The 12,216-nt window shown below is 43.4% G+C and carries 14 protein-coding genes; 10 read left to right on the top strand and 4 right to left on the bottom strand.

Going from position 1 to position 12,216, the window contains the following annotated elements:
- Window positions 1–19 precede the first annotated feature (19 nt).
- Window positions 20–586 (bottom strand): NAD(P)H-dependent oxidoreductase, encoded by a 567-nt coding sequence (locus tag D8793_RS09520; protein ID WP_125371670.1) that lies wholly within the window; start codon window positions 584–586, stop codon window positions 20–22.
- Window positions 583–1,179 (bottom strand): TetR/AcrR family transcriptional regulator, encoded by a 597-nt coding sequence (locus D8793_RS09515; RefSeq protein WP_125371669.1) that lies wholly within the window; start codon window positions 1,177–1,179, stop codon window positions 583–585. Before D8793_RS09515 ends, D8793_RS09520 begins: the two co-directional genes overlap by 4 nt.
- Window positions 1,180–1,394: 215 nt before the next feature.
- On the opposite strand from D8793_RS09515, the gene dhaK reads away from it, so the two are divergent.
- The 3 genes from dhaK to dhaM are packed head-to-tail and all read left to right on the top strand — an operon-like array spanning window position 1,395 to window position 3,347.
- On the top strand, window positions 1,395–2,384 hold the full coding sequence (gene dhaK, locus D8793_RS09510; RefSeq protein ID WP_125371668.1) for a dihydroxyacetone kinase subunit DhaK: 990 nt from the start codon (window positions 1,395–1,397) through the stop codon (window positions 2,382–2,384).
- 10 nt (window positions 2,385–2,394) lie between these two features.
- A complete protein-coding gene (dhaL, locus tag D8793_RS09505) occupies window positions 2,395–2,973 on the top strand; it encodes a dihydroxyacetone kinase subunit DhaL (protein WP_125371667.1) in 579 nt (192 codons plus the stop codon).
- A complete protein-coding gene (gene dhaM / locus D8793_RS09500; RefSeq protein WP_125371666.1) occupies window positions 2,973–3,347 on the top strand; it encodes a dihydroxyacetone kinase phosphoryl donor subunit DhaM in 375 nt (124 codons plus the stop codon). The genes dhaL and dhaM overlap by 1 nt, the downstream gene beginning before the upstream one ends.
- A 329-nt stretch (window positions 3,348–3,676) precedes the next feature.
- Here dhaM and agaR read toward each other — a convergent pair whose 3' ends face one another.
- Entirely contained in the window at window positions 3,677–4,393 is a 717-nt protein-coding gene (agaR, locus tag D8793_RS09495; RefSeq protein WP_125371665.1) for a transcriptional regulator AgaR, read from the bottom strand.
- A 140-nt stretch (window positions 4,394–4,533) separates the two neighbouring features.
- On the opposite strand from agaR, the gene D8793_RS09490 reads away from it, so the two are divergent.
- The 7 genes from D8793_RS09490 (at window position 4,534) to D8793_RS09455 (ending at window position 11,567) form a co-directional block, all read left to right on the top strand.
- Window positions 4,534–6,321 carry a glycoside hydrolase family 35 protein gene (locus D8793_RS09490; protein WP_125371664.1) on the top strand — a complete coding sequence of 596 codons (1,788 nt, stop codon included), beginning with the start codon at window positions 4,534–4,536 and terminating at the stop codon, window positions 6,319–6,321.
- Entirely contained in the window at window positions 6,318–6,794 is a 477-nt protein-coding gene (locus tag D8793_RS09485; protein ID WP_045498334.1) for a PTS sugar transporter subunit IIB, read from the top strand. Before D8793_RS09490 ends, D8793_RS09485 begins: the two co-directional genes overlap by 4 nt.
- Before the next feature lie 26 nt (window positions 6,795–6,820).
- A complete protein-coding gene (locus D8793_RS09480) occupies window positions 6,821–7,735 on the top strand; it encodes a PTS mannose/fructose/sorbose/N-acetylgalactosamine transporter subunit IIC (RefSeq protein WP_045498332.1) in 915 nt (304 codons plus the stop codon).
- Window positions 7,722–8,540 carry a PTS system mannose/fructose/sorbose family transporter subunit IID gene (locus D8793_RS09475; RefSeq protein WP_125371663.1) on the top strand — a complete coding sequence of 273 codons (819 nt, stop codon included), beginning with the start codon at window positions 7,722–7,724 and terminating at the stop codon, window positions 8,538–8,540. Before D8793_RS09480 ends, D8793_RS09475 begins: the two co-directional genes overlap by 14 nt.
- A gap of 11 nt (window positions 8,541–8,551) precedes the next feature.
- Window positions 8,552–8,956: a PTS sugar transporter subunit IIA gene (locus D8793_RS09470; protein ID WP_125371662.1), complete on the top strand. Its 405-nt coding sequence runs from the start codon at window positions 8,552–8,554 to the stop codon at window positions 8,954–8,956.
- Between the two features lie 105 nt (window positions 8,957–9,061).
- Window positions 9,062–10,225, top strand: coding sequence for an SIS domain-containing protein (locus D8793_RS09465; RefSeq protein ID WP_125371689.1), 1,164 nt, complete (start codon window positions 9,062–9,064; stop codon window positions 10,223–10,225).
- A 304-nt stretch (window positions 10,226–10,529) separates the two neighbouring features.
- Window positions 10,530–11,567 (top strand): aldose epimerase family protein, encoded by a 1,038-nt coding sequence (locus D8793_RS09455; RefSeq protein ID WP_125371661.1) that lies wholly within the window; start codon window positions 10,530–10,532, stop codon window positions 11,565–11,567.
- Between the two features lie 99 nt (window positions 11,568–11,666).
- On the opposite strand, the gene D8793_RS09450 is transcribed toward D8793_RS09455, so the two are convergent.
- A complete protein-coding gene (locus tag D8793_RS09450) occupies window positions 11,667–11,930 on the bottom strand; it encodes a YiaA/YiaB family inner membrane protein (protein ID WP_185761053.1) in 264 nt (87 codons plus the stop codon).
- Window positions 11,931–12,216 lie beyond the last annotated feature (286 nt).

Genomic DNA, 12,216 nt, shown 5'->3' with positions numbered 1-12,216 from the left:
AGTGCCTATTTGCTTGTTCTTAAATTTGACTGGCCAGTTGCCCGATTTTCTTGAGCATTTCTTGGCGTTGTTGGTCTGTTTTGCGTTCTACCCCGCTGAGCTCTGTCAGTTTGACTGGAGAAATACCGCAAGGTTTCAGGATTTGATTTTTAAGTACCTTGCCATAGTCTTGGACGAAAGGCAAGGCAAAACCTGGAGTATTGTGGCTGACGATAATCCAGCCGGTCTTGCCTTGTAGGTGGCCTTGGAGTCCGACTTTCTTATAAGAGTAGGCGAAATCAGCCACAAAGACACAATCAATAAAGCCTTTGAGAATAGCAGGCATACCGCTCCACCAGATAGGGAAAATGAAAATCAGATGCTCTGCCCAAGTAATCAAATCGCGGTATTTTGCCATTTCAGGGTCTTTGTGCAAGTCACGACGTCTATGTTCTTGGTCAAAGCGTAAGATAGGATCAAAATTTTCAGCATACAAGTCCAAGGTTTTCACTTCGTGCTTCTTAGAAAGATTGCTTTGAACCTCTTTAAGAATAGCTGCATTGAAGCCAGTTGGGCTGGGGTAGGTGTAAATAATCAAGGTTTTCATGATCGTTCTCCTTTGATATAAATGTCGAGCATGTGCTCAATCGTGCTTTGGATGGCTTGAGGATCAAGGTCTTGTCCGATAGGACTGTTGGTCAGAACGGCCAGACCTGTGATAAAGCTCCAAAAGTGAAAAAGGCTTTCTGCTTCGCTATTGCTAAAATTTTCCTCCTTGCGAAGCTTTAAAACAAGTTCCTTAAATTTATCAAATCCAGGCAAGTCAGACTCCAAGAGAATGGTGTTCTGCGTCACCTTCATATATTTAAAAGGAAATTTGATAAAGAGAGCTTCGAAAAAATGAGGATAGGTCTTGGCAAAAATAATGAAATTAAGTCCAAGCTGGGTCAGTTGCTCACGCGCAGAAGTTGTCGCATCAATGCTCTGATTGATTTCCTGATTTAGAAACTGCGAAAGCTGACCTAAAACCACCTTGAGGTAGCCTTCCTTGCTCTCAAAATGGCGGTATGGAGTGCCGTGAGTTACACCGCAGGCCTTGGCAACAGTCCTGAGCGAGAGCTGCTCAATCCCATGTTTTCCGATTTCGTCAATCCCCGTTTGAATGAGCTGTTCTTTCAGCTGGGCACTATTGCGTTTCATTCATCTCCTCCAAAAGTATACACTGTCTACTTATCTATCTTTAGTATACGCTGTCTACTTTTTCTTGTCAACTAATTTGATGCTTTCTTCTATTCTAGGATGTGGCAGAATTTGCTTTCGATAAGATAAAATGTTAAAATAATATTAAAATGATAGCGCTTTCTTTTAGGGCGAATTGCACATCGTAAAGAAACGCTGAGAAACGGAGGACACCTATGAAGAAAATTATCAACGATCCAACAGCGGTTGTGGACGAGATGCTGGACGGCTTGGCCTATATTCACAGCGATTTGGTTTATCGGGTGGAGGGCTTCGATATCATTGCCCGCAAGAGTGAGAAGACAGGCAAGGTCGGCTTGATTTCTGGCGGTGGCAGTGGTCATGAGCCTTCCCATGCTGGCTTTGTCGGTGAGGGCATGCTGTCGGCCGCTATCTGCGGAGCGGTCTTTACTTCACCAACACCTGACCAGGTCTTGCAGGCTATCAAGGAAGCAGATGAGGGTGCTGGGGTCTTCATGGTTATTAAGAATTACTCCGGTGACATCATGAACTTTGAAATGGCTCAGGAAATGGCTGAGATGGAAGGGATTGAGGTAGCTAGTGTCGTCGTGGATGATGATATCGCAGTGGAAGACAGCCTTTATACGCAAGGTCGCCGCGGAGTGGCTGGCACTATTCTTGTCCATAAGATTCTAGGAGATGCGGCGCGTGCAGGCAAATCTCTGACTGAAATCAAGGCTCTGGCTGATGAGCTGGTCAAACATATTCACACGGTTGGCTTGGCTCTGAGCGGGGCAACCGTACCGGAAGTCGGCAAGCCTGGTTTTGTTTTGGCTGATGATGAGATAGAGTTCGGTATTGGCATCCACGGTGAGCCCGGCTATCGCAAGGAAAAGATGCAGCCGTCTAAGGCCTTAGCCAAGGAATTAGTCGAAAAGCTCAGTCAGTCTGCTGAGCTCAAATCTGGCAAAAAAATTGGTATCCTCATCAATGGTATGGGGGCAACACCGCTCATGGAGCAGTATGTCTTTGCGGCCGATGTAGCAAATCTCCTGGCAGATGCTGGAGTCGAAGTTGTCTATAAAAAGCTGGGTAATTACATGACCTCCATTGATATGGTGGGGATTTCTCTGACCTTTATCCAGCTAGACCGGCCAGACTGGCTGACAGCTCTCAACAGTCTTGTCACGACAGCCGCTTGGTAAGGAGGTGCTTATGGACGCAGCAAGAGCAAAAAAATGGATGCAGTTGTTCAACGAAAAGATCCAGAGTCAGAAAGACTATCTGTCTGACCTTGATACCCCCATCGGCGATGGTGATCATGGCGCCAATATGGCTAGGGGAATGGCAGCAGCAGTAGAGAATCTAGCTGCTAAGGACTTTGCTAGTGCGGCTGAGGTTTTTCAGGCTGTTTCTATGCAGCTGATTAGCAAGGTCGGCGGTGCTTCAGGCCCTCTATATGGCTCAGCTTTCATGGGCATGGCCAAAGCTGAAAAAGACGGCAAAGACTTGCTAGAAGTCATCCAAGCTGGGCTGGACATGATTCAGAAGCGGGGCAAGGCTGTGCCTAGTGAGAAGACTATGATGGATGTCTGGTCGGAGATTCCTCTTTCTCTGCAGTCTGGAGACTTGACGCATGAAAAAATTGGCTCCCTAGTGGAAGCGACCAAAGATCTGAAAGCGACCAAGGGGCGGGCTTCCTATGTCGGTGAGCGCTCTATTGGTCATATCGATCCCGGTTCGGCTTCATCTGGTCTCCTCTTTGAGGCTCTTCTAGAAACGGAGACAGGCTGATGGCAGATACTGGCATTCTTATCGTTTCCCATTCCAAAAACCTGGCCCAAGGCTTGTTTGATCTCATTTCGCAGGTGGCGGCAGATGTGGCCATCAGCTATGTGGGCGGGTTGGACGATGGCAGCATCGGGACGAGCTTTGAAGGGATTCAGGCAGCTTTAGATGTTAATGACAAGGACACTATTTTGGCCTTTTTCGATCTGGGTTCGGCTCGGATGAATCTGGAAATGGTCGCAGACTTCTCTGACAAGGAAATCATTATCAATAATGTTCCTTTGGTAGAAGGCGCTTATACGGCTGCTGCTCTTCTTCAGGCCGGGGCAGATTTGCCTAATGTTTTGCTTCAGGTTCGTGAATTAGAAATAAAGAAATAGCAGGTTTTCTAAAGACTTGATAAACGATTTCATTTGAAAAATAAAGAACATTTTATATCAAAAAACTGGGATTGAATCCCAGCTTTTTTGCTTTATCATTATACCAATTTTCAGGGGAATAGCCAGTGTTTCTTATTTTTTCTTCCTTAGGATAATTGAAAAACAGGACAAATTAATAGGCCCTGTTTACTTTTTGACACAATTCACTTTTTAATGAACAAAAGTTCTTAGAATATCTTGCAAATTGGTATAGATAGGTTTATAATAATGATAGGCTAGTTGGTCAGGAAATGAAAAACGACAGCTCATGAGAACCATCGTTTTTCAGATTAATGATCGCGACTAGAAGAAATAAATTTGATTTTGAAGAAATCACCACGCTTGTATGTTTCGCTGTACTCTAGGATTTGTCCAGTATTTTCCAGTTTTGTAATCTTGACTTGATGTACAGTTGGAAAGTTTGGATCAATTTCTAAGGTCTTGGCAATGTCTTTTGGCGTTGGAAAGACGATTTCGTTGGTTTCTTCGAAATACTCATCATTCATGTGGATGTGATAATCCGTCTTGAAGCGATTGTAGATCGAGCTGTAGTAGTCCAAATCTGGATAGTTTGGATTGATGTACTGTTCAGGAATGTAGGTTTGGTGATAGATATAGACTTTATCGCCTGTCCTTCTGATACGGTCAATCTTGTAGTAGAACTGGGACGGAGTTAGTTCTAGTTTTTCCAAGATCCTCAATTCATTTCCGCGTTTGATAGACAGAACAGTCACCTTATCCTTTTGGATAGGGAAAGTTTCGATATCAGAGAATTCCACACGCTTGTGTTTTCTTGCGCGTGAAACAAACGTTCCCTTTCCTTGCTGACGGATGATGTAGCCATCATTCGCAAGTTCGTTCAAAGCGCGGACAACGGTGATGGAACTAACGTTGAACATCTTGATTAATTCAGCTTCTGTGTAGAATCTATCACCGTTTTCAAAGTTACCAGAAATGATTTGTTGTTTTAAATCATCTTTGATTTGTTGATATTTAGGAATAGCCATTGTGCTCACCTCTCTTTTTTTATCCCTCTCTATATTGATTTTAACATATTTTAAAAAAAAATGTTGACATTTATGCAAAAGTTTATTATATTAATATTAATAAGAAATGAAAGCGTTTTAAATCTAGGAGGAATAGGGAGATGAAGAGATTTGAAATAGGCTCTTCTTTCTACTTGGATGGTCAGGAGTTTAAGATTTTATCAGGAGCGATTCACTATTTTCGGATTCAGCCGGAAGATTGGTATCACTCGCTTTACAACCTTAAAGCCCTAGGCTTCAATACAGTTGAGACCTATGTTCCTTGGAACATGCACGAGCCAAAGAAAGGCCAGTTTGACTTTCAGGGAATTTTAGATATTGAGAAGTTTCTTCAGATTGCTCAAGATTTAGGATTATATGCCATCGTTCGCCCTTCGCCCTTTATCTGTGCGGAGTGGGAATTTGGCGGCATGCCAGCCTGGCTTTTGACTGAGGATATGAGAATCCGTTCTTCTGATGCTTCCTATCTTCAGGCTGTTGCAGACTACTATGATGAGTTGCTTCCTCGCTTGGTTCCAAGGCTCTTGGACAAGGGTGGGAATATCCTCATGATGCAAGTGGAAAATGAATATGGCTCTTACGGGGAGGATAAAGACTACCTGAGAGCGATTCGGCAGATGATGTTGGACCGAGGCCTTGATTGTCCGCTCTTTACATCGGATGGTCCTTGGCGGGCAACGCTGAGAGCCGGCACGCTGATTGAGGAAGATTTATTTGTTACAGGAAATTTCGGCTCCAAGGCAGGTTATAATTTTGCCCAGATGCAGGAATTCTTTGATGAGCATGGCAAAAAATGGCCGCTCATGTGTATGGAGTTTTGGGATGGTTGGTTCAATCGTTGGAAAGAGCCAATTATCAAAAGGGATCCTGAGGAACTGGCTCAAGCTGTCCATGAGGTTATGAAACAAGGTTCTATCAACCTCTATATGTTTCATGGCGGTACCAATTTTGGATTCATGAATGGCTGCTCGGCCAGAGGTGTGACGGATTTACCACAGGTGACTTCGTATGATTACGATGCCCTGCTCGATGAACAGGGAAATCCAACTCCGAAATATTTTGCAGTGCAAAAAATGATGGAGGCCTACTATCCTGAGTACCCACAAATGAAACCGCTCACAAAAGAATCTTTTGAACTGAGAGATATTGCTCTGAGTGAGAAAGTGAGTTTGTTTGAAACATTAGCTGATTTGGCTCAGCCAGTGGAGAGTCTCTATCCTGTCAAAATGGAGGATTTGGGGCAGAGCTATGGCTACTTGCTTTACCGTACCGAAGCCAGCTGGGATGCGGATGAGGAAAAAATTCGGGTGATTGATGGGCGAGACCGGATGCAGCTTTTTGTGGACGGTAAGCTTATGGCAACCCAGTATCAAGCAGAGATTGGTCAAGATATCTTTGTTGCTGGAGAAAAGAAAACCACCCACCGTATTGACGTCCTGATGGAAAACATGGGGCGGGTCAATTACGGGCATAAGTTCTTAGCAGATACCCAGCGAAAAGGAATTCGGACGGGCGTTTGTAAGGATTTGCACTTCTTGCTGAATTGGCAGCAGTATCCACTTTCTTTTGAAAACACAGAAAACATCGATTTTTCAAAAGGATGGCAGCCAGAGCAACCAGCTTTCTACGCTTTTGACTTTGAAATGAAAGCGCTTAAAGATACTTATTTAGACTTGTCTGGTTTTGGAAAGGGCCTTGCCTTTGTAAATGGCGTCAACATCGGTCGTTTCTGGAATATCGGACCAACCTTATCGCTCTATATTCCGCATAGCCTTCTGAAAGAAGGACATAACCGTATCATCATTTTTGAAACGGAAGGGGAATATGAAGAATCAATTAACTTAGTTAACCAACCTACATTTAAAACAATAAAGGGGGAAAATTTATGACAATCGTAGGTGCACGTATCGATGGACGTTTGATCCATGGACAGGTAGCCAATCTCTGGACTACCAAGCTCAATATTTCACGCATTATGGTGATTGACGATGAGGTAGCTGAAAATGCTATCGAAAAGAGCGGACTCAAGTTGGCAACGCCGCCAGGAGTGAAGCTCAGCATTTTGCCAATTGCTAAAGCAGCAGAAAACATCTTGGCTGGTAAATATGACTCACAACGACTCTTTATCGTTGCTCGTAAACCAGACCGTTTCCTTCGTTTGGTAGAGGCTGGTGTTCCACTGGAAACACTGAACGTCGGCAATATGTCTCAGTCAGACGAAACTCGTCCCATCACTCGCTCTATCAATGTGGTAGATGCAGATGTGGAAGCTTTCCACAAGCTGCATGAAAAAGGAGTGAAGCTGACAGCTCAGATGGTTCCAAATGATCCGGTCGCGGATTTTATGAATTTGTTAAAATAAGGAAAAATTTTTAGGAGGTCATTGTCATGATACAATGGTGGCAAATTTTACTACTCACTCTGTACTCAGCTTATCAAATCTGCGATGAGTTGACGATCGTTTCTTCAGCGGGTTCACCTGTATTTGCTGGATTTATCACGGGTCTCATCATGGGAGATTTACCTACAGGTTTATTGATTGGTGCCAACCTTCAATTGGTGGTACTTGGTGTTGGTACCTTCGGTGGTGCTTCTCGTATTGATGCTACCTCTGGTGCGGTTCTTGCGACTGCTTTCTCAGTAGCACAAGGGCTTGATCCTGAGCTTGCTATTGCTACAATCGCTGTGCCGGTAGCAACTTTGTTAACATACTTTGATATTCTTGGTCGTATGACGACAACTTACTTCGCTCACCGTGTGGATGCTGCGATTGAACGCTTTGACTACAAAGGCATCGAACGCAACTACCTCCTTGGTGCGATTCCTTGGGCTCTTTCTCGTGCCCTCCCAGTCTTCTTTGCCCTTGCCTTTGGTGGAGCTTTTGTAGAAACTGTTGTTACAGGTCTCGGTAATGTACAATGGTTGGCAAACGGTTTGAAACTTGCAGGTCAAATGCTTCCAGGTCTTGGATTTGCAATCTTGCTTCGTTATCTCCCAGTTAAACGCAACCTTCACTACTTGGCACTTGGATTTGGCTTGACAGCTATGTTGACAGTGCTTTACAGTAATGTTCAAAGCCTTGGTGCTGCAGTGTCTAGCATTGTTGGTTCTGAAGTGTTCTCTAAACTTCCAAAAGAACAAGCTATTACTTTTGTTAACAACTTCAAGAGTGTATCTATGATTGGTATCGCCATCATCGGTGTCTTCCTTGCAGTACAACACTTCAAAAACAGCCAACGTACAGTCGTAGCTGCTCCAGTAACTGAATCAGAAAGCGGGGAAATTGAAGATGACGAATTCTAATTACAAACTAACAAAAGAAGATTTTAAACAGATTAACAAACGTAGCTTGTTTACCTTCCAATTGGGTTGGAACTATGAGCGTATGCAGGCTTCTGGTTACCTTTACATGATTTTGCCACAATTGCGCAAAATGTATGGAGACGGTACACCTGAACTGAAAGAAATGATGAAATTGCATACGCAATTCTTCAATACTTCACCATTCTTCCACACCATTATTACTGGTTTTGACCTTGCTTTGGAAGAAAAAGATGGTGTGAAATCAAAAGATGCGGTCAATGGTATCAAGACAGGTCTCATGGGGCCATTCGCTCCTCTTGGAGACTCAATCTTTGGATCATTGGTACCAGCTATTATGGGTTCAATCGCAGCAACTTTAGCTGTTGCAGGAAACCCAGCCGGTATCTTCCTATGGATTGCTGTAGCAGTTGCTTACGATATTTTCCGTTGGAAACAATTGGAATTTGCCTATAAAGAAGGGGTTAACCTTGTCAACAATATGCAAAGTACTTTGACAGCTTTGATTGATGCTGCATCCGTACTTGGTGTCTTCATGGTTGGTGCCTTGATTGCCAGCATGATTGGTGTTGAAGTTTCTTGGGCTCCACACATCGGGAAAAAAGCTATCGATATCCAAGACATGCTTAACTTGGTCTTCCCACGCTTGGTACCAGCTATCATCACAGGTGTAATCTTCTGGTTGCTTGGACGTAAGGGTATGAACTCTACAAAAGCTATCTTGCTCATCATTCTTGCAGCGATTGCGTTCTCAGCGTTTGGTCACTTCTTCTTTGGAATGGCATAATGGTGTAAATTATGAGTAAACAATTAATTTTGATTAGTCATGGTCGCTTTTGTGAAGAGCTGAAAACAACCACTGAGATGATTATGGGACCTCAAGCGGATATCCATGCCGTTGCCTTGTTACCAGAGGAGGGACCAGATGATTTCACAGCTAAGTTCTTAGACACAGTCAAGGATTTTGATGACTATATTGTCTTTGCAGATCTCTTGGGAGGCACACCATGTAATGTAGTCAGCCGCCTTATTTTAGAGGGTAAGGATATTGACTTGTACGCCGGCATGAATCTGCCGATGGTGATTGAGTTTCTCAATGCTTCTCTGACAGGAGCTGATGTTGACTATCCGAAAAAAGCAGTCGAAAATATCGTTAAGGTTAATGATATCTTAGCAGGCTTATCAGATGATGAGGATGAGTAGGACTGTTTTGTAAGGAAAAAAATGAAGGGGAGTGGGGAATTTTCCCATTCCCTCTTTTAAAAGCAAATAACTAATATATCAATGTTTATTTTTGAAAGGACTACCATGCTAGATTATTCAAAAGAGAAACTGGTTGAATTGGGCGCGGAAATCACCACGCGTGAAATCTACCAACAGCCAGATGTTTGGCAGACAGCTTTTAATCATTACAAGGCTCAAGCTGACCAAGTCGTTGCTTTTCTGAAAGGTATCGAAGAAAAGCATGATTATGTAAAAGTGATCTTTACAGGTGCAGGAACTTCGGCCTATGTAGGCGATACGCTATTGCCGTATTTTAGAAAGCTTTATGATGAGCGCAAATGGAATTTTAATTCGGTTGCGACGACTGATATTGTGGCTGGTCCTGAGGTGCATCTGCACAAGGAGATTCCAACGGTTCTCGTTTCTTTTGCCCGCAGTGGCAATTCGCCAGAAAGTGTTGCGACAGTGGACTTAGCCAAGCAGTTGGTTGATGAGCTTTATCAAGTGACCATTACCTGTGCTGCAGAAGGAAGACTAGCTCAGCAGGCACATGGTGATGAGCGGAATCTCCTCTTATTGCAACCAGCTCCATCAAATGATGCTGGCTTTGCCATGACTTCTAGCTTCACCTCTATGATGTTGACAGCTCTTATGGTTTTTGATCCAGTAGATTTGGCTCAAAAAGAAGCAAGAGTAGCTGAGTTGATTGCCTTGAGCCAAAAGGTTTTGGCAGATGTAGCTGATGTTCAGGCTTTGACAGAATTAGACTTTAACCGGGTCATCTACCTTGGAGCAGGACCTTTCTTTGGTTTGGCGCACGAAGCTCAGCTGAAAATTTTGGAGTTGACCGCTGGGAGGGTTGCGACCATGTATGAAAGCCCAGTTGGCTTCCGCCATGGACCAAAATCTTTGATCAACGAAGAGACGCTTGTGCTGGTATTTGGCTCAAAAGACGAGTACACCAAACGTTACGACTTGGATTTGGTGCGTGAAGTGGCAGGAGATCAGATTGCTCGCAAGGTGGTCTTCTTTACAGAGCGCAGAGAAGACTTGGAGAATGTTGAGCAGGTGGTTCTTGAAAGTGACATCTTGGAAGATAGCTATCGAGCCTTCCCTTATATTGTGTATGCTCAGCTCTTCTCTCTCTTGACTTCTTTGAAAGTGAAAAATCGACCAGATACACCGTCTCCGACAGGAACGGTCAATCGGGTCGTTCAGGGAGTTATCATCCACCCTTTCCAGCAGTAGAAAGCTAAATATGGAAAAGTCAAACATTAGTCATGGGAAAGCTAGTTATTAAAAAGACTTTTAGATAAAAGGGATGGTGCTCCATTATTGTCCCTTGACTAAGTCAAGAAAGAGAGTTGGACAGAAATCGGTAATTCGTTAGAATTCGATTTCGTCGTCCCACCTCCGCACAGTTGAGTAGGGCTGTAAAAGCTGATGAAATCAGCGTAGTAGAGCCCACTCAACCACTGCGTCTTGCTCGACAATCCAAAGACAATTGAGAGGCTAGGACTTTTGTCCCAGACTCGAGACAGAGGGAGATTGTATGAAATCTTATCAAGAATCTATTTTTGGTACTTTTAAAGGACAGGATGTCTTAGCCTACACCTTTGAAAATAAGCTAGGCTATCGCTTCAAGGTCATGAACTATGGCGCAACGATTTTAGAATATCGGACGCCGGATAAAAATGGTGATTTTGCCAATATTATTTTAGGCTTTGATCGTTTTGAGGATTATGTTGGCAATAGCCCCAAGCATGGTGCCAGCGTGGGACCGGTTGCGGGACGGATTGAGAAGGCTAGCTTTGAGCTGAATGGGCAGTCCTACCAGCTGGAAGTCAATAATGGCGAGAATTGCAACCACAGTGGTTCTACTGGCTGGGACGGTGTGATTTTCCAGACAGAGGAAGTCACAAACGAGGGCGTCACATTTTACACAGAGCGCCCAGACGGGACGGGCGGCTTTCCTGGAAATTTGAAAATCTGGATTTCCTATTCCTTATCGGAAAAAGGGGAGATTGAGATTTCCTATCAAGTCCAGACAGATCAGGATAGTCTGGTTAATCCGACCAACCACAGCTATTTCAATCTGTCAGGTAATTTTAGTCAGCCGATTGATCAGCATGTCCTCCAGCTGCATACCAAAGGGGTGTATCCGATTGCTCCTGACGGCGTGCCAGCAAAAGAAGTGGATGCGAATCGCGGCTTTGTCAAAGGCCTACAAAAAGGTCTGGTGCTGAAAGAAATTTTTGCTGATCCAGACGAGCAGATTCAGGTCGTATCAGGGCTGGATCATCCCTTTGCTCTAGATAAAGAGCAGGAAGAGGCAGGATGTCTTTATGATGCGGCCTCAGGTCGCTACCTGACTTTCCGTACGGATGCTCCTTGTGTCGTGACTTATTCGGCAAATTTTGTCGATGAGTCAGTCATCATCAATGGACAGCCAATGATTCAGCATAATGGTATAGCGCTGGAAGCACAGGCCTTGCCTGATGCGATTCATAGTGACTTGAAAGATCAGGTCATTCTCAAGGCAGGAAGCCTCTTTACCAGCACCACCGTTTATTTCGCAGGTGTGAAATAAACAGCAAACTTGCTTCATTTGAAGTGTATCTCACATGGCGATATTAGCCTCAGATACAAGAAAACGGCAGAATCCCCCTCTGCCGTTTTTACTATTATTTTATTGGTTATCTAAGTCTTGTGGTTGGAAAATTTGATTGTAACGTTCTTCGTCTTCTTGGTTATCACGGATAACTTTTGCAAGAGTAAATGAAGAAGAAATCAGTCCGACAGAACCCATGAGATAGTATCCTTTAACCATCAAAGGCTCTTTCAAAGTATAGAGGCCGATGAGAACAAGAGTCACAAAGAAGGCGAATGAGCCCCAAGCCATAAACATAAAGGCTGGTGTATTCCGATAAGTTTTCTTTTTAAGGTTGTTCATATCTAAAATCTCCTTTTCGATTTTTTTCATTGTATCATGAGTTTTTGAGACAGTCAATGAAATAGCGGCTATTTTAATCAGACTGAACAATTCATATTAGTTTGTATCATCTTACTAAGATATCTAAAAGTATTTTATTTTTAAAAAATATTTTTTCTTTAAGCAAATTTTAAGATAAGAACGTTATACTAATACCATCAAATGAAGATCTCCTAACTTTATTTGATAGAAATCCTAAAACTTTTTCATAATAATCTCCCATAAGAGCCACCAAATTCGGTGGCTT

The sequence above is a fragment of the Streptococcus cristatus genome (assembly GCF_003943465.1).
GTDB lineage: Bacteria > Bacillota > Bacilli > Lactobacillales > Streptococcaceae > Streptococcus > Streptococcus cristatus_C.
This window is presented reverse-complemented; position numbering and strand designations above follow the sequence as displayed.

Excerpts from the sequence above, each read along its gene's own strand:
- D8793_RS09520 (WP_125371670.1), bottom strand. The coding sequence starts at position 586 with ATGAAAACCTTGATTATTTACACCTACCCCAGCCCAACTGGCTTCAAT.
- D8793_RS09515 (WP_125371669.1), bottom strand. The coding sequence starts at position 1,179 with ATGAAACGCAATAGTGCCCAGCTGAAAGAACAGCTCATTCAAACGGGG.
- dhaK (WP_125371668.1), top strand. The coding sequence starts at position 1,395 with ATGAAGAAAATTATCAACGATCCAACAGCGGTTGTGGACGAGATGCTG.
- dhaL (WP_125371667.1), top strand. The coding sequence starts at position 2,395 with ATGGACGCAGCAAGAGCAAAAAAATGGATGCAGTTGTTCAACGAAAAG.
- dhaM (WP_125371666.1), top strand. The coding sequence starts at position 2,973 with ATGGCAGATACTGGCATTCTTATCGTTTCCCATTCCAAAAACCTGGCC.
- agaR (WP_125371665.1), bottom strand. The coding sequence starts at position 4,393 with ATGGCTATTCCTAAATATCAACAAATCAAAGATGATTTAAAACAACAA.
- D8793_RS09490 (WP_125371664.1), top strand. The coding sequence starts at position 4,534 with ATGAAGAGATTTGAAATAGGCTCTTCTTTCTACTTGGATGGTCAGGAG.
- D8793_RS09485 (WP_045498334.1), top strand. The coding sequence starts at position 6,318 with ATGACAATCGTAGGTGCACGTATCGATGGACGTTTGATCCATGGACAG.
- D8793_RS09480 (WP_045498332.1), top strand. The coding sequence starts at position 6,821 with ATGATACAATGGTGGCAAATTTTACTACTCACTCTGTACTCAGCTTAT.
- D8793_RS09475 (WP_125371663.1), top strand. The coding sequence starts at position 7,722 with ATGACGAATTCTAATTACAAACTAACAAAAGAAGATTTTAAACAGATT.
- D8793_RS09470 (WP_125371662.1), top strand. The coding sequence starts at position 8,552 with ATGAGTAAACAATTAATTTTGATTAGTCATGGTCGCTTTTGTGAAGAG.
- D8793_RS09465 (WP_125371689.1), top strand. The coding sequence starts at position 9,062 with ATGCTAGATTATTCAAAAGAGAAACTGGTTGAATTGGGCGCGGAAATC.
- D8793_RS09455 (WP_125371661.1), top strand. The coding sequence starts at position 10,530 with ATGAAATCTTATCAAGAATCTATTTTTGGTACTTTTAAAGGACAGGAT.
- D8793_RS09450 (WP_185761053.1), bottom strand. The coding sequence starts at position 11,930 with ATGAACAACCTTAAAAAGAAAACTTATCGGAATACACCAGCCTTTATG.